Origin of the sequence: Arthrobacter sp. SLBN-122 (assembly GCF_006715165.1) — a bacterium.
Classification (GTDB): Bacteria; Actinomycetota; Actinomycetes; order Actinomycetales; family Micrococcaceae; genus Arthrobacter.
Genome location: NZ_VFMS01000001.1, coordinates 1,629,525 through 1,648,557 on the forward strand (window position 1 = coordinate 1,629,525; position 19,033 = coordinate 1,648,557).

Here is a 19,033-nt window from a genome sequence, read left to right on the forward strand (position 1 = left end):
CATGCGGCCGTCACGCGCAATTCAGACCGATACTGCTCGCTCCAGCAGTCTCCGGATCCGTTCCACCGTTGTGTCGATCCCGCCCGTTGACTCAATCATCAGGCCGGATTCGTCGTCCTGCAGCTCCTCCAGGGTCTCCAGCTGGGACGTGAGCAGGGAAGCCGGCATGAAGTGCCCGGGGCGTTGCGTGAGGCGGTCCTGCAGTGCGGGCCTGTCTGCCTGCAGCAGGATGAACGTGGTGGCCGGCGCAGCGGTCCGGATGGCATCCCGGTAGCTGCGCTTGAGGGCCGAGCAGGCGACGATGGTTGCGTTGTCGGTGCTGCTGGACAGCTGGGTACCAACGAGGTGAAGCCACGGCCACCGGTCCTCATCGGTCAGGGGAACGCCTGAGGCCATCTTCTGGACGTTGGCTTCGGGGTGCAGGGCATCGCCATCGATGAAATCGGCGCCGAGCTGGGTGGCGAGCGCCTGGCCGACGGAGGACTTCCCTGCGCCGGAGACACCCATCACCACGATGCTTTGGGGCATTACAGGGCGCCCTGGTGTGCGGTGCCGGCGGGAATGGGGACCAAGCGGGTGACCTCGACGGGTTCGGCCAGGAGTCCTTCGAGTGAGGCGTTCAGCCGCTTGACGGCGTCGCCCGCGCCGTGCGCGTCGAGCAGCTCGGCACTCTCCCATTTCTCGATCATGACGATCTGGCCGTTCGGCGCGTCATGGATGGCGTACAGGATGCAACCCGGTTCTTCGTGGACCTCGGCGATGGCGGGCTCGAGGGCCGCGACAACCTGGTCGCGGGCGCCGTCGTTGGGTGTGAAGACTGCTGTGACGACGATGGTCATGATGGTTCCTTCGCTCGATTGCTGGTGATGCTCAAGTAGATGCCGGTGTGGTCCAGGTCCCCGAGGCCATCGGTGACCATTGTTTCGAATGCTGTTTTCAGCGTATTGGCAACGGGCAGGGCGACTCCGGCATCTGCCGCCGCGTCTGCGACAAACCGCAGGTCTTTGAGCTGGTTTTTGGCCGAACCGCCGCCGTGAAAGTCCCCGGTGATCCAGCGGCCGCCTTTCTGTTGGAGGACTTCGGAGTTGGCCAGCCCGCCCTTGAGGATTGCCTGGACCTTGTCCAGGTCCAGGCCCGAGGCCTTTGCCAGTGCCATCGACTCGGACAGGGCGGTAACTGTCGCCGCCACCACGATCTGGTTGCAGGCCTTCACGATGGCGCCGGACCCTGCTTCCCCGAACCACATGACTGTGGAGCTGTAGAGCTCGAAGAGCGGCGTCAGCCACTGGACCACGCTTTGGGGCCCGCCGGCCATGATGCTCAGCCGGCCCTGCTCTGCCCCGATGGTCCCGCCGCTGAGCGGTGCGTCGATGACCACCACCCCGTAACGGGACTTGCAGTCGGCTGCGAAGGCGGCAACCGCCGTGGGGGACACGGTGCCGTGGATGACCAGGACAGGATCAACAACACCCGCCTGCGCCCACCCCGCGAGCAGGCCGTCGTCGCCCTCCAGGAGTGCTTCCACCTGGGGCAGGTCCGGCAGGACGGTGAGGACAACATCCGCTGCGGCATCGGCCGGCCGTGGGGCTACCGTCCCGCCGTCGAGGGCTTCGGCTTTTTGGAGTGTGCGGTTCCACAGGGTCAGGGACACCCCGCCGTCGATGATGTTCCGGGCGATGGGTGCTCCCATGGGGCCCGTGCCCAGCAGTGAAACGGAGACGCCGGGATCGAGGGGTGAGGGAGGTTTGGTTTCTGTCATGGATTAGAAGGGGATCAGGCCGGCGAGGGCGGGAAGGAAGGTGCTGAACCAGGGGACGGCGGCGAGGACGAGGAGACCGACGAACACCGCCACCAGATACGGCCAGAAGTGTTTGAGGCTGTTTTCCACGGTTTCGCGGGCGGTGGCGCAGGCGACGTAGAAGCCAACCCCTGCCGGCGGGGCGAAGGAGCCGATGCCCATGGAGATGATGAGGACCATGGCGTACTGCACCGGGTTGACGCCGAAGTCGGTGGCGATCGGCAGGAGCAACGGGGCGAAGATGAGCACCGCGGGCAGGCCTTCCAGGAGCTGGCCCATGATGATCAGCAGCACCACGGTGAAGAGCATGAACAGGACGGGGGAATCGCCCAGTCCGGACATCAGGTCGTGGATCTGCTGGGAGACGCCCGCCAAAGCGAGGGTCTGGGCCAGGGGCGATGCCGCGGCGATGATGAACAGCACCATGCCCGCCGTCGTGGTTGTTTCACGCAGGGTGTCGCCGAGAAGGCGCCTGCTGCCGCGGCGGTAGGCTGCCGCGAGCACGAAGGCGTAGGCGACGGCGACCGAGGACACCTCGGTGGGGGTGGCGAATCCGCTGAGGATCCCCACCACCATGCCCACCGGGAGCAGAAGCGTGGGCAGGGCGAAGAAGGTGGCGGAGCCCCGGGCCCGCCACGTGGCCTTGGCGCTGGGCACCCCGCCCTGCTTGCGCGCCCTCAGGAACACCATTGCCATGACCACCAGGGCGAGGAAGGCTGCCGGCACGAAGCCTGCGAGGAACAGGGTGGTGGTGGAGATGGTGGTGATGGAACCCAGGATGAGCAGGACGATGCTGGGCGGGATGGTTTCACCCATGATGGCCGACGCCGACAGCACGGCCACCACTTCGCCCCGCGGGTATTTGCGTTCTTCAAGCATGCCGCGCATGGTGGTGCCCACGGCTGCGACGTCGGCGACTTTGGAGCCGGAAATTCCGGAGAAGATGTACATGGTGACCACCACAACCTGCAGCAGCCCGCCGCGAAGATGACCGATCAGCGCATCGACGAGCTTGGCCAGCGGCAGGGTAAGGCCCGCGGAGTTCATGACCGTGCCGGCCAGGATGAAGAACGGGATGGCCAGCAGGACGAATCCCTTGGCTCCGGATGCCATGCCGATGGGGATGGCGCTCACGTCGGAAATACCACCCAGGTACAGGTAGATTCCGGAGGCCAGGGCCAGGACAAACGCGATGGGCAGGCCCAGGAACAGCAGGGCAAACAGGGCCACGAGGACGACGACGAGCAGGACGTTCGGGGAGGTGTAGTAGAACAGCGGCGGGGAGACAAGGACGACGACGACCAGGGCCGCCGCTATTCCGGCACCAACCAGGGCGGGCCGCCAGGCCTCACGCCGGAGTTTGACCAGGGCGAACCAGGCGATGAGGACCATTCCCACCGTGAAGGGCATGTTGACCCAGAAAACGGGGAGCTGCAGGATGGGGGTCTTCTCCTCGATCTGCTGGACGAGGGTGGGCACGAACAGCGCAAGCGCGCCGGCGCTCATGACAAAGACGAGCCAGTCCACAAGCGCTGCGAGGTACGGCTTCCACGTTGCGGGCAGGCGCATGATGAGCGCCTGCACGGACATGTGGGCGCCCTTCGGATAGGCGATTGCGCCACCGATGAAGGCAATGGTCAGCAGGGCGATCTCGGAGACCTCCTGTGTCCAAAGAACTGAGTCCCCGGTGATGACGCGGACGGTGATGTTCAGGAGGATCACCACGAGCTCCGCGAGAATCGCCGCTCCCACAATCCATTCGAGGGTCTTGTCGAGCCATGCAGCACCGCTCCAGCCGGAGGGCACGTGGTCGTGATGGAGGATTTCCTCCGCTTCGAGGGGAAGGACTTCCTCGTAGTCCTGGGGAGCAACGGTGGGTTTCATGGTTTTCCAGACTGTCGACATTGAGAGCGGGATTCTTTATGGGGAGTGGAGGGTCAGTGCGGGTGGGAGCCCTGCGGGAGGCTCCCACCCGTCCGTGTTATTTCTTGCCGGCGAAGGCGATGGCCTGGTCGAAGAATTCCTTGCCGATGAGCTTGGAGAACTCGGGGTAGAGGCTTTGGGAAGCGGCCTTGAACTCGGCGAGCCCGGAGGCGCTCAGCTCGTTGGCCTTCATGCCCTTTGCTGCCAGTTCATCCAGTTGCTTCTTGGACTGTTCCTCGTCATAGCCTGTTTTGAAGGTTGCCGTTTCCTCGGAAGCGGTGGTGAGCGCCTTCTTCTGGTCATCCGTCAGTGAATCCCACTTCTTCGATGACAGGGCCAGTACCCAGGCGTCGTTGATGTGGTTGGTCATGGAGACATATTTCTGCACCTCGGAGAACTTGTTCGTCCAGGGCACCTCAATCGGGTTTTCCTGGCCGTCGATGGTTCCGGTCTGCAGGCCGGTGAAGACTTCCGAGAAGGCCATGGTGGTGGGGCTTGCGCCCAGCTTGCCGAAGAAGTCGGTCCACAGGGTGTTGCCCGGCACGCGGATCTTCAGCCCCTTCAGGTCAGACGGCTGTTCAATCGGGCGCACGGAGTTGGTGATCTCCCGGCCCGTCCGGGTCAGGAAGGAGAGCGCCACCGTGTCCTTTGCCGCCAGCTTCTCCTTCAGGACCTTTCCGGGTTCCCCGGCGAGGAACTTTGCCTCTTCCTTCGTGTCCGCAAAGAGGTACGGGATGCTGATGCCGTTCATTTCCGGCACCACCGAAGCGTAGACGGAGGTGGACAGAATCAGTCCGTCCAGCGATCCGCCCTGCAGACGGGTCACCGCGGCATTCTGGTCGCCGCTGAAGCTCGTGCCGTTGGGCACAACGGTGACCTGGACGGAACCGTTGGAGGTCTTCTTGACCTGGTCGGCGAAGTGCTGGGCGGTGACGCCGACGGAGGACGTCAGCGGATCCGGGATGGAGAGCTGGATCTTGGCCATGGGGCCGCTTTGGCCTGCGGGCTGGGCTCCGCCTGCACAGCCGGTCAACAGCGCTGCTGCCAGGCTGGTTGCCAGCACTCCGGTGATGGCGCGGGTCTTGAGGTTCATTCGATGCCTTTCTTCATTGGAAGGATGCGGTGCTGCGCGGCAGACACGGGCGGTCCGCTGGTTGCAGCGGTGTTGCTTTGAGCCAGGGGTGTGGTTTAAGAAACGGTGACGGGGGTGGCGATCAGCGCTTCGGTTTCGCGGCGGAGTTCCAGTGCTTGGGACAGGGAGTCATCAATGATGACATCGTCCCAACCAACGATGGCCCCCTTGGGCACATCGTTACGCAGCTCCACGTGGTGGGCGAGCGCGACGGGGAGGGCGCCGGTGGCAACCGAGTGCTTGGCGGAAACCAGCTTGCCCCAGACGGTGAAGCCGCCTTCGCCGTCGAGGAATTCTCCGGCCTTGAGGTCTTTCTTGGCGGTGGCCACCACGTCGCCGTAGAAACCGACCGGCCCGCCGGTGGGGATGCCGCGAAGGGCTGCATTGGCAATGGACATGTTCAGTTCGAGGCCCACGTAGTGGTACGGGCGGTAGAGGGCGGCGTACTGGCCCGTGGGGTCCGGGTGCCAGGGGTATTCGTTGAAGCAGCCGGAAACATAGTCGTTGGTCGCCTTGACCACGACGAAGACGCCTTCCTGGGTGTTGTAAGGGATCCAGCTGCCGTCGCGGTTGACGCTGGACATGACGTCGACGCTTCCTTCGTGGGCGAGGGACCCGCCGACGGCGGCCGGGCGGCAGATGGTGGCGATCTCTTCAACATTGCCGGGCGTGAAGCTCAGGCCGGAATCAGAGGGAGCCAGGCCGGCGCCGTTGGCTACCGCTGCCATCTCGATGGCCGCCTTGGTTCCGTCCCGGAACGAGGTGTGCATGTAGGGGTTGAGCTGGCCGGAGTCCGTCAGTTCCTTGGAGAACTCCCAGTTTTCCCAGACGTTGTCCGGGTTCATCTCGTGGTAGTGCTCCAGGTATTTCGCGCCCTTGCCTGCGCAAACCACGTCAAAGCCGCTGGTGCGGGCCCAGTCGACAAGTTCCATGATGAGGGCTGGCTGGTCCCCGTAAGCCATGGAGTAGACCACGCCTGCTTCCTCCGCCCGCTTGGCGAGCGCGGGGCCGGCAAGGGCATCGGCTTCGACGGTGACCATGATGATGTGCTTCTTGGTTTCGATCGCCTTCAAAGCGTGCTTGATGCCGACGATCGGGTTGCCGGTGGCTTCAACAATGACGTCGATGTCCGCGTCGAACAGTTCGTCGGCGTTGGCAATGATGGCCGTGGTGCGGTCCTTCAGCGCTGTCGCGATGTCCGGAGCCACCTGGGAGGCAGGCCAGTCCACCAGCTCGAAGGCCCCCTGGGCCCGCTGGACGTTGATGTCCGCGATGGCGACGACGTGGATGCCGGGAATGTTGTTGGCCTGGGCCAGGTACATGGTCCCGTAGCGGCCGGCGCCGATCAGTCCGACGCGGATGGGACGGGACTGCTGCTCACGGTCGCTGAGGAGTTTATGAAGGTTCACGGGGATCTCTCTAACGGTGCTTGGCGAAAGAAAGCACCTCCGGCAGGCCGGACGGCACAACTTCTTTGTCGCATTTTGTAAGGAAAACTGTCCGGAGTGGAACCGGTTCCACTTTTGTACCAGTCACTGATAAGCTGTGTCAACGATCACCTTCCCGCCCCGTCGTAATGAAGCGAACGGGCAGGAAGGAATGGCGTACGTAATGACGAAAAGGTCTTGGTCTCAAGGAGGAGCGGTGCGCAAAGCGCCTACTATTCGCGATGTGGCAGCGGCTGCGGGAGTGTCCGTCTCCGTGGTCTCACGGGTCCTGAACCCTGATTCGGGACCGGTGGCACCCGCGAAAAGACAAGAGGTTTTGCGGGTCATCGACGAACTGGGTTACCGGCCCAGGGCGGCCGCCCGTGAACTCAGTGCGGGGCAGGCACTCACCATCGGCCTGGTGGTCACCGACCTCTCCAACCCGTTTTTCGCCCGCCTGGCGGACAGGATCGTCTGGGAGGCGCGAAGCCATGGTGTCCAGGTGGTGTTGATGACTACGCAGGAGGATCCGCACCTGGAGGCGGACTCCCTGGATACTCTGCTGGACCGCTCCGTCAGTGGCGTCATTGCCACGCCCACCGGGGGCAACATCGAAAAGTGGCGGCGCCTGCGGGACCTTGGCGTCAACGTGGTCTTCATTGACCGCGCCATCGAAGAGCTCGAGGATGTGGACGTTGTCAGCATCGAAAACTTCGACTCCGCGGAACGCTCCACCGAGCACCTCATCAACCTTGGCCATACCCGGATCGGGCTGATCACCGGCCCGCTCACCACCTCCACCGGTAGTGCCAGGCTGAACGGCTACAAGGCCGCCCACCAGAAGGCGTCCCTGCCGGTAGACCCCACGCTGATACGTGACGTGCCTTTCCGTGGGGACGCCGGCGGCGGCGCCGTAGGATCACTGCTTGCGATGCGTCAGCCGCCCACGGCCCTCATCGTGGCAAACACGGCACAGGTGCAAAGTTCGGTCCGCAGGCTGGTCCAAATGGGCATTGACATCCCCGATGAGCTTTCCCTCATCGTCTTTGACGACAATCCCTGGACGGAGCTGACCACTCCCCCGCTGAGCGTCATCCGCCAGCCGCTCGACATGCTTGCCGTTCACGCCATCGAGCTGGTGCTCGGGCGGATGCACGGGAAGCTGCCGGACGGGGCGCGCCGCATCGAGGTCAAAGCCGACTACCTGCCGCGCAACAGCTGCGCGCCCCTCATCCTGTCAAGCGCCCGTTGAGGTCCGGTTCGGGGCGGGGCTCTTTGCGCGGTTCCGGTCCAGGAGCAGCGCGAGGGCGATTCCGAACATCCAGACGTCCTTTGCCAGCGCGGTCCCTTGCTGGCTTGGCCGGATTCCGTCTTCGAGAGTCATGTCAGGAATTCTTCGGTACATGGTGAGAAGGGATCCGGAGAAGAGGCCCAGGCCCAGCCCGGCCAGCCGGCTTGGCACGAACGGGGCCAGGAGTGTTGCACCCAAGGTCATCTCGGCGTAGCTGAGCAGCTTTCCGAACGTTTCGGGTTCCATCCAGGCCAGTTGCGGGTACACCTTGGCTCCCATGCCCTGCATCTGGGCGGCGCTGTCCTTGTCCAGGTTCCGCTTGCTGTAGCCGGCGTTAAGAATGAACGCTCCGGTGGCCAGGCGGAGGGGAATATGGCTCAGTTTCATCATTAAAGTTTAGTCCTGCACCTCCGGGCCGGCCTAGGAACTACGCCCACTGCTCCCACACCGTCAGCTGTAACCTGACGGTCCCAAGCAAAGCACCTTCCACGGAAGGCTCGACGACGGCACTCACCTCGCCGCCGTCGTCGTCCCTCCCAGCAAACGCGTCCCTTTCACCAAAAAGGAACCAGTGCATCAGGCGGTGACCGCCTCGGCAGTTGTGTCCGCAGTCCGCACGGGCGTCTCCAGCCCGAGGTGCTCGCGGAGCGTGCTGCCGCGGTATTCGGTGGGGTACACGCCGCGTTCCTGCAGCTCCGGCACCAGGTGGTTCACGATGTCGTCCAGGCCGGTGGGGATCAGCCACGGCGAAATGTTGAACCCGTCCACGGCCCCCACCCGGGCGTACTCGGCCAGCTGGTCGGCAACAGCGGTGTAGGAGCCGGTGAAGGTGGCATCGATCCGCGCGGTCTTCGAGGTGACGAACTGCCGGATGGACAGCCCCTTGTCCTTGGCCTCCGCCCGCCACTGGTCCGCCAGCTGCCGCGCCTTGGCACCATGGAAGCCGCTGCCGCGGGTCTCGGACGTCTCCTCCACCACCGGATCGATCTCAGGCAGCGGCCCCTCCGGATCGTACGCGGACAGCTCGCGGCCCCAGAACTGCTCAAGGTAGGCGATGGCCTGCTGCGGGCCGATCTGCAGGCTCCGCACCCACTCCTTCTTTTCCGCCGCCTCGGCAGCGGTGGGGGCAAGAATGAACTCGCTGGCCGGCATGATCTGCACGGCGTTCGCACCGCGGCCCGCGGCCAACGAACGCTCCACCAGGTCCTTGCGGAACTCCACGGCGTCATCGAACTTGGGGTGCGCCGAGAAGATGACGTCCGCCTGACGTGCCGCGAAGTTGCGGCCTTCCGGCGAGTCGCCGGCCTGGAACAGCACCGGCCGGTACTGGGCGCTGCGCGGCAGCCGCGGCGTCACGTCCACCGTGTAGTGCTGGCCCTCGTGCAGAACCCGGCGGGCGGGACCGGCCGGGGTCTCCCACGAGTCCCAGATCCGCTTGGCCGTCTCCACGAAGGCCTCGGCGTGCTTGTACCGGTCGGCGTGGTCCAGGTAGCCGCCGCGGCGGAAGTTCGCCCCGGTCCAGGCGTTGTCCGTGGTCACGATGTTCCACGCCGCGCGGCCGCCCGAGATCAGGTCCAGCGACGCGAGCCGGTGCGCCAGGTCAGCGGGATCGTTGTAGGTGGTGTTCTGGGTGGCCACCAGGCCGATGTTCGTGGTGACCGACGCCAGGGCAGCGAGCATGGTCTGCGCATCCGGGCGGCCCACCACGTCCAGCGCGTGCGGGCGGCCCAGGTGCTCCCGGAGGCGGAGCCCCTCGCCCAGGAAGAACGCGGCAAACAGCCCCCGCTCCGCCGTCTGGGCAATCCGGCGGAACGACTCGAAGCCCGTCTGCGAGCCCGATTCCGGCGCCTTCCAGATGGTGCCCGAGTTGACGCCCTGGAAGAAAACACCGAACTGGATCTGCCCGGATGGTACAAAGGCATCGGATTTAGCACGGCTGTGCTGAGTCATGGTTTTCCCTTACTTTCCGGCGCCGGCAGGCGCAGCGGCGGCGTGTGCGGCAGTGGCGGTTGCGTAGCGGCTCACCGGGCGCGGAAGCCCCAGCAGGTCGCGGAAGGTTCCGTCCTGGACAACCGGACGGAGCACTCCGATGCGGCGCAGTTCCGGCAGGACCAGCCGGGCCAGTTCCTCCAGGTCAACAAAGAGCGACGCCGGGTGCAGCCGTACGCCGTCGGCCTCCTTCAGGATGTCCGTCAGGAAGTCGGTGAGGCCGGCTGCCGAACCGGCGTAGACGGCGCGGCCGGCATCAATGCCAGCCAAACGCCCGGCCGCAGCCTGCCCGCGCGCGTCCAGGACGACGTCGAGCTCTGCGATCACCGCAACGGACGCACCCACCCGGGCCCGCACGTCGCGGATCTCGGCGGCGAGCAGTTCCACGGCAGGCGCGGACACCAGCACGCCATCCACGGCATCCACCGAAACTTCCCCCAGCAGGGACGCCGGACCCAGCACCGGCAACTGGCCCTGCAGCGGCCGGGGGATGATGGACGGCCCCTTGACGGAGTAGCCCGGCCCGGCAAAACCGGCAGGCGTCTCAAAATCCACATAGTGCAGCTTGTCCACGTCGATGTACCGGCCGGTGGCCACATCGCGGATCACGGCATCGTCCTCCCACGAATCCCACAGCCGCCGGGACACCTCTATGGACGCGGCGGCCTCCTGGCCCAGCGCGGCACCGGTCGCGGAGGAGCGTCCGACGGCGGCAGCAGCCTCCGGCGATTCGGCCGCCGTCGTGATCCAGCCGGCCCGGCCGCCGGACACGTAGTCCAGGCTGGCCAGTTGGGTCGAGACGTGGAAGGGCTCCGTGTACACGGTGTCCACCTCCGGGACCAGGGCAATGGTGCGTGTGACGGGCCCGGCGAAGGCCGCCCGCTGCAGGGCGTTCGCCCGGCCGGGCACCGGGGCATCGGTGAAGGTGGCGGCGTGGAAGCCGGCCGACTCGGCTGCCAGCACGGCACGGGCGATGTCCGCGCCTTCCCGGCCGGCGCCGTCGAGCTCGATGGCAAGGAAGCCTTGCGTAGGGGAAGAGGTGCTCACTGCTGGTCCTGACGTTCGTAGGGAATCTTCTCGCCGGCCTCAATGGCCACGGGCAGCCGGTTCTCCGCCGGCGGCAGCGGGCAGGTGGCAAGGTCCGTATACGCGCACGGCAGGTTCACCGCCCGGTTGAAGTCCAGCAGCACCGACCCGTCCGCCGCAGGCACCGCCGAGAGCGAACGGTTGGCCGCATAGGTGGTCTTGCCGGAGGTCTGATCCGTAAACAGCACGGACAGCGAGCCGGGGGCGTGGCCGTTGAACGCGGTCAGCGCCAGCTCCCGGCCGGCCAGCTTGAAGCGGATCTCGCCCGGCGCCTCGTAGACGTGCTGGATGCCCTCGACGGCGGCACCCACCGTGGTGGGCCGCGGCGCCTCGAACGGCACGAACGTACCGCGCACCACGTACGCCGCATCCGGCGAGTAGGCGGGCGTGCCCTGGTAGGCCTGCAACAGCGGGTTCCCGGGATGACGCGGCCGCACAATGTACTCGCCGCCGCGCTTGGCCAGCTCAACGACGGTTTCGCCGGACACCAGGTGGATGCCGCCGCGCTCCTCGATAGGGCCGAGCTCAACGGCGGCGCCGGACTCCGTGTTCAGCTCCTTGCCGTCCTGCCGCAGACTTTCGCCCGCCTCCAAAACGACGCGGACGACGTCGGCCTCCACGCTCCAGGTGCCGGGGGCACCTTCCAGCCGGGTGGGTTCGCTGCCCAGCCAGTGCAGGTGCGTCACGGCCAGGAAGCCGTGCGGGTGGGCCCGGTTCTGTTCGTGGGCGGCGTGCCATTCCTGCCAGTCGGCGTCGAAGGACTCGAGGGCGGTTTCGGTGAATAGTGCGTTCATGATGCCTTCCCTGAAGGAGCCGGAGTGGCCGTGGCCTGCGCGGCAGCGAAGTTTTCCTGGGTGATGGTCTTGGATTCCGGCAGCGCTTCCTCGGACAGGCCCCAGCGTTCCAGGACCTTTCCGTAGGAGCCGTCCTTGATGACAGAGTTGAGCGCCTCCGAGATGACGGGTGCCAGGCCGTTGCCGCGGAGGGTGGTGGCTGCCACCAGCGTCTCGGACGGCCAGCCGGCGTTGACCTTGCCCACCACTTTCAGGTCGTCCCGGGTGTTCTCGCGGTACACAGTGGACGGGTAGGGGGCGATGTTCAGGTCTGTCCGGCCGGAGGACAGCGCCAGGATGGTATCGGCGTCGGACGAGTAGTACTGCAGCGTGGCCGGCGGCTTGCCCTTGGACTCGAGTTCCTTGTTCCAGGCCAGCAGGATCTTCTCCTGGTTGGTCCCGGACCCCACGGAAACCTTCAGGCCTGAGATGTCGTCCGCACCCTTGATGTCATACGTGGCCGATTTCTTTGCCTCGAAGCCCATGTACGCGGCCCGGTAGCTGGCGAAGTCGAACAGCTTCACCCGATCCTTGTTCACGCCGACGTTGGAGAACACGGCCTCAAAGTCGCCGGACTGCGTCTTCAGCGGCCAGTTCTCCCAGGAGGTCACCTGGACGTCCAGCTCCAGGCCCAGCTTGTCCGCCACCAGCTGGGCGATGTCCAGCTCGGAGCCGATCGGCGTCTTGTCATCCGTGGCGTGGAAGGACAACGGGATGGAGCCGGCGGTGGTGGCAATCGTCAGCTTGCCGTCCTTGCCGATCAGCGCGGGGACCTTGGCGGCGAGCGCCGGGTCCTTCCCAGCCCGGATCCGCTGCTGGTCCGGGGAGGTGTTGTACACGACGCCGTTGCGGGCCGCCGTCGTCTGCGCACCTCCGCTGGCATTCCCGGCGGCGGAAGCGCCGGGAGCGGCGCACCCTGCCAGCGTGGCGGTGCCAAGAAGTACGACGGCGGGAAGCACCGCGAGTGCGCGGCTGCGGCGTAGGCCGCTGGTGGAGAATGCCATGGGGTGGGTCCTTTAGATGTTGAAGGCCGGTTCGAGCACCTTGGAGAAGAAGCTCCGGGTGCGCGGTTCCTGGGGGTTGCTGAAGATTTCCTGGGGGGTGCCCTGTTCCACGATCTGGCCCTGGTCCATGAACACCACGGTGTCCGCCACGTCGCGGGCGAAGCCCATCTCGTGGGTGACGATGATCAGCGTGGTGCCGGATTTGGCCAGTTCACGGATGACGTCCAGCACTTCGTTGACCAGCTCGGGGTCCAGGGCGGAGGTGGGCTCGTCGAACAGCAGGATCTTGGGGTCAAGAGCCAGGGCGCGGGCGATCGCGACGCGCTGCTGCTGCCCGCCGGAGAGCTGGCGCGGGTAGGCGCCGGCGCGGTCCTTGAGCCCCACGCGGTCCAGCAGCTCCAGGCCGCGGCGGCGGGCCTCCTCCTTGGAACGCCCCTGCGACACCACAGGCGCCTCCGCCACGTTCTCCAGCGCGGTGAGGTGCGGGAACAGGTTGAAGTTCTGGAACACCATGCCGATTTCGGTGCGCTGTTTCAGGATTTCCTTTTCGCGCAGCTCGTGCAGCCGGTCGCCGCGGATTTCGTAGCCCACCAGCTGGCCGTCGACGGCGATGTAGCCACCGTCCACCTTTTCCAGGTGGTTGATGGTGCGCAGCAGGGTGGACTTGCCGGAGCCGGAGGGGCCCACGATCACGGCCACACCGCCCGGCTCGACGGTGAGGCTGACGCCTTTGAGGACTTCGGTGGCGCCGAAGGATTTGCGGACGCCCGTGATCTCCACCAGGCCTCGGGTGGCAGTGGGGGCGGTAAGGGTCTCAATCATCAGAAGTTCCTCCGGTTGGGCACTGCCGCGTGGGTGGCGAAGAATTTACGGGCCTTCTGCAGGGGCGTCAGCGGCAGGTTCCGCACCGCGCCCTTGGAGTAGTGCCGTTCGATGTAGTACTGGAAGACGCTCAGCACGGACGTGATCACGATGTACCAAAGCGTGGCCACCAGCAGCAGCGGCAGGACCTGCTGCGTGCGGTTGTAGATGACCTGGACCGTGTAGAACAGCTCGGAGTAGGCCAGGACGTAGACGATCGAGGTGCCCTTGACCAGTCCGATGATTTCGTTGAACGCCGTGGGCAGGATGGCCCGCATGGCCTGTGGCAGCACAATCCTGGTGGACCTGCGCCAGGCCGGGATGCCCAGCGCGGCGGCGGCCTCCAGCTGGCCCTGTTCCACGGACAGGATCCCGCCGCGGATGATTTCGGCGGAGTAGGCGGCCTGGTTCAGGGTCAGTCCCAGCACTGCTGCCGCAAACTGGCTGATCAGTGTGGTGGTCTGTACCTCGAAGAACCGGACATCGGTGAACGGGATCCCCAGGCTGATTTTCTCGTACAGGTAGCCAAGGTTGTACCAAAGGAGCATCTGGACCAGCAGCGGCGTGGACCGGAAAATCCAGGAGAACGTCCAGGACACCGAGACCAGCAGCGGCGACGCCGAGAGCCGCATGAGCGCCAGGATGAAGCCGAGCACAAACCCCAGGACGCCCGAGATGGCCGTCAACTTCAGGGTCTCCACCAAGCCGTTGACCACGGACTGGGCGGTGAACCACTGCGCCACCACGCCCCACTCCCAGCGCGGGTTGGTGGCCAGGGACCACGCCACGGCAAGGACGCCAAGCGCGACGACGGCAGTCCCCACCCAGCGCCACGGATGCCTGGCTGCCACCACCCGGTAGGACGAGTAATCCGTGGCCACCCGTTCCGGGACGCCAGCTCCGTCCGGTGGCGCGGCCGCGGCCAGCTCCGGCTCCGGCTGGACGGCTTGCGGCTGCTTTGATTGCGCCACCCTGGTTGCTGAACTCACGGGGCCACCTCGCTTCTCTTTCCTGGACTGGAGCCGGAGTGCCCGGCGTCGGGGCCGCTCGCCCCGGTTACTGGCTGCAAATCTAGGACCGGCCGGAAGCGGCCAGCAAGGCGGCAGGTTGCAATACTTCACGGGGCTTCGCACGGCGTCATGAGTCGGTTTTTTGCGTCCCTTAACGCGTCGTGACGCGGAGTTAACGGCCGTGACCAGGCGCTCGACCGCCGTCGTCACCGCTGCCTAGCATGGGCACTCAACCCAGCCCCCGCCGTCAGGAGAGCCCATGCCAGCCACCATCCCGGCCATCGTCTTCATCGGCGGCGGACCGCGCACGGCGGGCGTGCTGGAGCGGATCGCCGCCAACCGGCCGGACGTCTTCGCCGGCCCGCTGCAGCTCCATGTGGTGGAGCCGCACATCCCGGGTTCGGGCCGCATCTGGCGGTACGACCAGGACCCCGGGCTCCTCCTGAACTCGATGGCCGCGGACATCACCATGTTCACCGACGCGTCCGTTGATTGTGAGGGGCTGGCCGTGCCGGGACCGGGGCTGGCCGAGTGGGCCGCCGGCGTGCTGGACGCCTCCATCACCGACGTTCCTGACTTCCCCCAGCCGCTGTGGGACCAGCTGCGGGCCCTGACCGCCACCACGTTTCCCACCCGGCAGCTGCAGAGCCAGTACCTCGAGTGGTTCTTCCGCCGCGCCGCCAGGTCCCTGGGCCGCAGCGTCACAGTCCACGGGACCACCGCCGTCGGCATTACCGAGCTGGCAGCCGGCGGCCATGCGGTGGAACTGGCCAACGGCCGGACCCTGCGCGCGGACATCGTGGTGACCGCCCTGGGCCACACCGACTCCCGCCCGGACGCCGTCTCCGCCGGCTTTACGGACTTCGCCGCCCGGCACGGCGGGTATCACGCGGCACCCAGCTACACCACCGACGTCGACTACTCCCGCATTGCCCCCGGGCAGGATGTGGTCGTGGCCGGGATGGGCCTGGCGTTCGTGGACCTGCTGGTCCTCCTCATGGAAGGGCGCGGCGGCAGGTTCCAGGAAACGGACGACGGCGGGCTGCGCTACCTTCCGTCCGGACGGGAACCGGTGCTGTGGGCGGGGTCGCGGCGCGGCGTGCCCTACCACTCCAAGATCTCCGCGGTGCTGCGCGGGCAGGCTCCCGGGCCGCTGCAGTTCTTCACTGCCGCAGCTGTAGAGTCCTTGCTTCGGCAGCACGGCGAGCTGGACTTCCGTGAGCACCTGTGGCCCCTGATCGCCAAGGAAGCCGGCCACTACTACTACCGCGAGCTGCTGACCGGAAGCCCCGAACGCGCCACCATGGCGTGGGGGGAGTTTGCCGCTGCGTATGCCGGGCTGGACTGGTACAGCCCGGGTCGCGCGGACCTGGTTGCGGCCGCCGTTCCTGATTCCGCCCTGCACCTGGACCTGGAGCGGCTGGATCGTCCCTTCAAGGGCCTTATCTTCGCGGGCCACCAGGACGTGCAGGAAGCCGTGGCCCAGTACATCGAAACCGACCTGGCGCTGCGGGACGGCCCCGACCACCCCGAGGCCCTTGCCCTCTTCCTGGCCCTGCTGCACGTCTATATGGAGGTGGGGCGCGTGGTCCCGCCCGAGCGGCTGAATGCACAGTCGCAGCAGGTTATCCACGGCTGGTGGCACGGCTTCTTCAGCTTCGTGGACTCGGGGCCACCGCCGCACCGGCTCCGCCAGATGCTGGCGTTGCACCGGGCGGGCGTGCTGCAGTTCCTGGGTCCGGGCCTGCAGGTTTCCGCCGACGAAGCCACCGGGTTGTTTGCTGCTTCGTCCGCGCAGTCGGGGGTAACGGTCACGGCCAAGGCCCTGATCGAGGCCAGGCTGCCGTCCACCTCGGTGGCCCGCTCGCTCAACCCCGTGCTCGCCTCGCTGCACGGGAGCGGCCTGGGCAGCGAGCAGCAGCTGCTGACCTCGGACGGCATCCACTCAACCGGGAAACTCCTGGTCTCCCCGCAGCACCAGCTGGTGGGAGCCGACGGGAAACCGCGGCGCACCCTCTTTGGCATCGGTCCGGGAACATCCGGTTGGGGCGCGGGCGCCTTTGCCCGGCCCAACACCAACGCGGCGCCGTTCCGCGAAAACGACGCCGTGGCCCGCACCATCCTCGGCGTTGCCCGGGACCTGGCTGCCCAGGACCCGCCTGCCCGGGCAACAATTACTCCAGAACCAGCCGCCGCCGGAAAGAACTGAACATGACAGCAGAACCCCACCTTCGTCCCAGGCCTCTTGACCCTGCCAGCCTGGCGGTCCTCAGCCTGCCCATGCACGATGCGCGGGTCCGGCCGCTCCTGGACGAACTCGCCGTCGAATACGACACCCGCTACGGGGACCTGTTCGGACGCTCCGCTGCCGCGGAGGAACTGAACCGCTACCCGGCGGCGGAATTCGAGGAACCGCACGGCGCCCTGCTGATCATCCAGGAGGATGGCGAGTCGATCGCGGGCGGCGCGTTCCGCCGGTATGACGAAACCACCGCGGAACTGAAGCGGATCTGGACGCACTCGGCCCACCGTCGTCGTGGTTTGGCCCGGCTGGTGCTGGCCGAGCTGGAAGCCCTGGCTGCCGCGCGAGGCTACACCAGGCTGTACCTCACCACCGGCCCGCGGCAGCCCGAAGCCAAGCACCTTTACCTCAGCACCGGCTACCAGGCGCAGTTCGACCTCGACGCCGACCCGGAAAGCATTGGACCGCTGGCGTTCACCAAGGAATTGACCACCGCGCCGAAGGACTAACCGCCCGGGCACCGCCCGATCCGGGGCCGCCGCCGCTAAGCTGGCGCCATGGCCACCAAAACCACAGCAGAGAAGCTTGCCACCATCCAGAAGGGCTACACGCTGGAAGGCCCCACGATTGAGCTGGGGGCCGCCATCATCGACGGCGAGCTCCACAAGGACGCGCCGGTGCGGCTGCCGCTGGCCATGATGAACCGGCACGGCCTGGTGGCGGGTGCTACCGGTACGGGCAAGACCGTGACGCTGCACATGATGGCGGAGCAGTTGTCCACCGCCGGCGTCCCCGTCTTCCTGGCCGACATCAAAGGCGACCTCTCCGGCCTGGCGACTGCCGCCGTCGGCAGTGACAAACTCACCGCCCGCACGCAAAGCATCGGCCAGCCGTGGCAGGGCAAGACCTTCCCGGTCGAATTCCTGGCGCTGGGCGGCGACGGCAACGGCGTCCCGGTCCGCGCCACGGTGACCTCGTTCGGGCCCATCCTGCTCTCGCGCATTATGGAGCTGAACGACACGCAGGAATCGAGCCTGCAGCTGGTGTTCTACTTCGCGGACAAGAACGGCCTGGAGCTGATCGACCTCAAGGACCTCCGAGCCATCATCCAGTTCCTCACCTCGGACGAGGGCAAGGACCAGCTCGAGGAACTCGGCGGCCTGTCCAAGGCCACCGCGGGCGTGATCCTGCGCGAGATCGTGACCCTGGAGGCGCAGGGGCTGGAGAAGTTTTTCGGCGAGCCGGAGTTCGATACCGCCGAGCTGCTGCGCACCGCCCCGGACGGCCGCGGCGTAATCACCTGCCTGGAGCTGCCCACGTTGCAGACCAAGCCCATGCTGTTCTCCACGTTCCTGATGTGGCTGCTGGCGGACTTGTTCGAGGACCTGCCCGAAGCGGGCGACCTGGACAAGCCCAAGCTGGTGTTCTTCCTGGACGAGGCCCACCTGCTGTTCAACGGCGCGTCCAAGGCCTTCCTCGAGGCGATCACCACCACCGTCCGGCTCATCCGGTCCAAGGGCGTGGGCATCTTCTTCGTGACCCAGACGCCCAAGGATGTCCCTGCTGACGTGCTGGGCCAGCTGGCCAACCGGGTGCAACACGCCCTGCGCGCCTTTACCCCCGAGGACGCCAAGGCGCTCAAGGCCACAGTGTCCACGTTCCCGCTCAGCGACTACGACCTCGAAGAGACGCTCACGTCCGCCGGTATCGGCGAGGCCGTCATCACCGTCATGAACGAAAAAGGTGCACCCACGCCGGTGGCCCTCACCCGGCTCCGGGCACCCGAGTCGCTCATGGGTCCCAGCGACGAGTCCCTGGTCCGCAGCACAGTGGCAGGCTCAGCCCTGCTGGGCAAGTACGGAACCGAGGTGGACAACCCCTCCGCGTACGAGAAGCTCACCGGCAAGGCCGCCGCATCCACGGGTCCGGCGGCTGCATCTCCTGCTGCCGGCGCATCTAAGACGCCTGGCGGGTACGACGTCGACGCCGAAGCCCGGCGGATCGAGGAGGAGATCCTGGGCCGGCCCAGCAGCAGGCCTGCGCCGGACCCGGCACCGCAGGATCCGGAACCCCAGTACAGCGAACCGGATGACGTTGAGCCGGCGCCGTCCAAGCCTCGGGCAAAAGCGCCGCGGGCCCCGCGGACGCGACAGTCCCGGGAGCCACAGCCACAGCCCGGCGGCATGATGGGTGACCTCGGAGGGGTACTCGGCGGTGCCCTGGGTGGCGGGCTCAAGAGCATGGCGCGGTCCATGGGCACGCAACTGGGACGCGAACTGCTCCGCGGAGTGTTCGGCACGTCCTCCCGGCGACGCCGCCGCTGAGGCTGCCGCTCCCGGCCCTGACGCTGGGAACCTGCCGCTCCTTGCCCTGCACCTCATAGCTCTGCACCGGGTGTCCCGGGGACCTGCCCAAGGTTCCTGTTGACGCTGTCCCG

The 19,033-nt window shown here is 66.5% G+C and carries 17 protein-coding genes; 4 read left to right on the forward strand and 13 right to left on the reverse strand.

Translation table 11 applies throughout. From position 1 onward, the window contains the following. Positions 1-21: 21 nt before the first annotated feature. The 6 genes from FBY36_RS07650 to FBY36_RS07675 form a co-directional block, all read right to left on the reverse strand. The gene (locus FBY36_RS07650; RefSeq protein ID WP_142118279.1) at positions 22-528 is read right to left on the reverse strand and encodes a gluconokinase; all 507 of its coding nucleotides are present in this window, start codon (positions 526-528) and stop codon (positions 22-24) included. After that, entirely contained in the window at positions 528-839 is a 312-nt protein-coding gene (locus FBY36_RS07655) for a putative quinol monooxygenase (protein ID WP_142118281.1), read from the reverse strand. The genes FBY36_RS07650 and FBY36_RS07655 overlap by 1 nt, the downstream gene beginning before the upstream one ends. Beyond that, positions 836-1,759, reverse strand: coding sequence for an NAD(P)-dependent oxidoreductase (locus FBY36_RS07660; RefSeq protein WP_142118283.1), 924 nt, complete (start codon positions 1,757-1,759; stop codon positions 836-838). The genes FBY36_RS07655 and FBY36_RS07660 overlap by 4 nt, the downstream gene beginning before the upstream one ends. A 3-nt stretch (positions 1,760-1,762) precedes the next feature. Next, positions 1,763-3,703: a TRAP transporter large permease gene (locus FBY36_RS07665; protein ID WP_235008755.1), complete on the reverse strand. Its 1,941-nt coding sequence runs from the start codon at positions 3,701-3,703 to the stop codon at positions 1,763-1,765. A gap of 76 nt (positions 3,704-3,779) precedes the next feature. Then, complete coding sequence (locus FBY36_RS07670) at positions 3,780-4,814, reverse strand: DctP family TRAP transporter solute-binding subunit (protein ID WP_142118284.1); 1,035 nt, start codon at positions 4,812-4,814, stop codon at positions 3,780-3,782. A gap of 95 nt (positions 4,815-4,909) precedes the next feature. Then, complete coding sequence (locus tag FBY36_RS07675) at positions 4,910-6,262, reverse strand: NAD(P)H-dependent oxidoreductase (RefSeq protein ID WP_142118286.1); 1,353 nt, start codon at positions 6,260-6,262, stop codon at positions 4,910-4,912. 235 nt (positions 6,263-6,497) lie between these two features. Here FBY36_RS07675 and FBY36_RS07680 point away from each other — a divergent pair, with 235 nt between their 5' ends. After that, complete coding sequence (locus FBY36_RS07680; protein WP_142118288.1) at positions 6,498-7,532, forward strand: LacI family DNA-binding transcriptional regulator; 1,035 nt, start codon at positions 6,498-6,500, stop codon at positions 7,530-7,532. Here FBY36_RS07680 and FBY36_RS07685 read toward each other — a convergent pair. The 7 genes from FBY36_RS07685 to FBY36_RS07715 all read right to left on the reverse strand — a co-directional run bounded on the left by FBY36_RS07685 (position 7,518) and on the right by FBY36_RS07715 (position 14,315). Next, on the reverse strand, positions 7,518-7,958 hold the full coding sequence (locus FBY36_RS07685; protein ID WP_142122542.1) for a hypothetical protein: 441 nt from the start codon (positions 7,956-7,958) through the stop codon (positions 7,518-7,520). The two genes, FBY36_RS07680 and FBY36_RS07685, sit on opposite strands and share 15 nt — an antisense overlap. 189 nt (positions 7,959-8,147) lie before the next feature. Then, positions 8,148-9,521: an NtaA/DmoA family FMN-dependent monooxygenase gene (locus FBY36_RS07690; protein WP_142118290.1), complete on the reverse strand. Its 1,374-nt coding sequence runs from the start codon at positions 9,519-9,521 to the stop codon at positions 8,148-8,150. 9 nt (positions 9,522-9,530) lie between these two features. Next, positions 9,531-10,607, reverse strand: coding sequence for an LLM class flavin-dependent oxidoreductase (locus tag FBY36_RS07695; protein ID WP_142118292.1), 1,077 nt, complete (start codon positions 10,605-10,607; stop codon positions 9,531-9,533). Further along, positions 10,604-11,440 carry a DUF1684 domain-containing protein gene (locus FBY36_RS07700; protein ID WP_142118294.1) on the reverse strand — a complete coding sequence of 279 codons (837 nt, stop codon included), beginning with the start codon at positions 11,438-11,440 and terminating at the stop codon, positions 10,604-10,606. Before FBY36_RS07700 ends, FBY36_RS07695 begins: the two co-directional genes overlap by 4 nt. Then, positions 11,437-12,483, reverse strand: coding sequence for a transporter substrate-binding domain-containing protein (locus tag FBY36_RS07705; protein ID WP_142118296.1), 1,047 nt, complete (start codon positions 12,481-12,483; stop codon positions 11,437-11,439). The genes FBY36_RS07700 and FBY36_RS07705 overlap by 4 nt, the downstream gene beginning before the upstream one ends. A 12-nt stretch (positions 12,484-12,495) precedes the next feature. Next, positions 12,496-13,305: an amino acid ABC transporter ATP-binding protein gene (locus FBY36_RS07710; protein WP_142118299.1), complete on the reverse strand. Its 810-nt coding sequence runs from the start codon at positions 13,303-13,305 to the stop codon at positions 12,496-12,498. Next, complete coding sequence (locus FBY36_RS07715) at positions 13,305-14,315, reverse strand: amino acid ABC transporter permease (RefSeq protein WP_442858259.1); 1,011 nt, start codon at positions 14,313-14,315, stop codon at positions 13,305-13,307. Before FBY36_RS07715 ends, FBY36_RS07710 begins: the two co-directional genes overlap by 1 nt. 298 nt (positions 14,316-14,613) lie before the next feature. Here FBY36_RS07715 and FBY36_RS07720 point away from each other — a divergent pair, with 298 nt between their 5' ends. From FBY36_RS07720 to FBY36_RS07730, 3 genes are read left to right on the forward strand one after another with little or no spacing between them, the layout of a single operon-like run. Then, positions 14,614-16,563, forward strand: coding sequence for an FAD/NAD(P)-binding protein (locus FBY36_RS07720; RefSeq protein ID WP_142118301.1), 1,950 nt, complete (start codon positions 14,614-14,616; stop codon positions 16,561-16,563). A 2-nt stretch (positions 16,564-16,565) separates the two neighbouring features. Continuing rightward, on the forward strand, positions 16,566-17,105 hold the full coding sequence (locus FBY36_RS07725) for a GNAT family N-acetyltransferase (protein ID WP_142118303.1): 540 nt from the start codon (positions 16,566-16,568) through the stop codon (positions 17,103-17,105). A 48-nt stretch (positions 17,106-17,153) separates the two neighbouring features. Beyond that, positions 17,154-18,920, forward strand: coding sequence for a helicase HerA-like domain-containing protein (locus tag FBY36_RS07730; protein ID WP_142118305.1), 1,767 nt, complete (start codon positions 17,154-17,156; stop codon positions 18,918-18,920). The last annotated feature ends 113 nt before the right edge of the window (positions 18,921-19,033 follow it).

What these genes read in the sequence shown, in the direction of transcription:
- FBY36_RS07690 (WP_142118290.1), bottom strand. Translation starts at nt 9,521, where the DNA reads ATGACTCAGCACAGCCGTGCTAAATCCGATGCCTTTGTACCATCCGGG.
- FBY36_RS07685 (WP_142122542.1), bottom strand. Translation starts at nt 7,958, where the DNA reads ATGAAACTGAGCCATATTCCCCTCCGCCTGGCCACCGGAGCGTTCATT.
- FBY36_RS07700 (WP_142118294.1), bottom strand. Translation starts at nt 11,440, where the DNA reads ATGAACGCACTATTCACCGAAACCGCCCTCGAGTCCTTCGACGCCGAC.
- FBY36_RS07670 (WP_142118284.1), bottom strand. Translation starts at nt 4,814, where the DNA reads ATGAACCTCAAGACCCGCGCCATCACCGGAGTGCTGGCAACCAGCCTG.
- FBY36_RS07730 (WP_142118305.1), top strand. Translation starts at nt 17,154, where the DNA reads ATGGCCACCAAAACCACAGCAGAGAAGCTTGCCACCATCCAGAAGGGC.
- FBY36_RS07660 (WP_142118283.1), bottom strand. Translation starts at nt 1,759, where the DNA reads ATGACAGAAACCAAACCTCCCTCACCCCTCGATCCCGGCGTCTCCGTT.
- FBY36_RS07720 (WP_142118301.1), top strand. Translation starts at nt 14,614, where the DNA reads ATGCCAGCCACCATCCCGGCCATCGTCTTCATCGGCGGCGGACCGCGC.
- FBY36_RS07710 (WP_142118299.1), bottom strand. Translation starts at nt 13,305, where the DNA reads ATGATTGAGACCCTTACCGCCCCCACTGCCACCCGAGGCCTGGTGGAG.
- FBY36_RS07650 (WP_142118279.1), bottom strand. Translation starts at nt 528, where the DNA reads ATGCCCCAAAGCATCGTGGTGATGGGTGTCTCCGGCGCAGGGAAGTCC.
- FBY36_RS07665 (WP_235008755.1), bottom strand. Translation starts at nt 3,703, where the DNA reads ATGTCGACAGTCTGGAAAACCATGAAACCCACCGTTGCTCCCCAGGAC.
- FBY36_RS07705 (WP_142118296.1), bottom strand. Translation starts at nt 12,483, where the DNA reads ATGGCATTCTCCACCAGCGGCCTACGCCGCAGCCGCGCACTCGCGGTG.
- FBY36_RS07655 (WP_142118281.1), bottom strand. Translation starts at nt 839, where the DNA reads ATGACCATCGTCGTCACAGCAGTCTTCACACCCAACGACGGCGCCCGC.
- FBY36_RS07725 (WP_142118303.1), top strand. Translation starts at nt 16,566, where the DNA reads ATGACAGCAGAACCCCACCTTCGTCCCAGGCCTCTTGACCCTGCCAGC.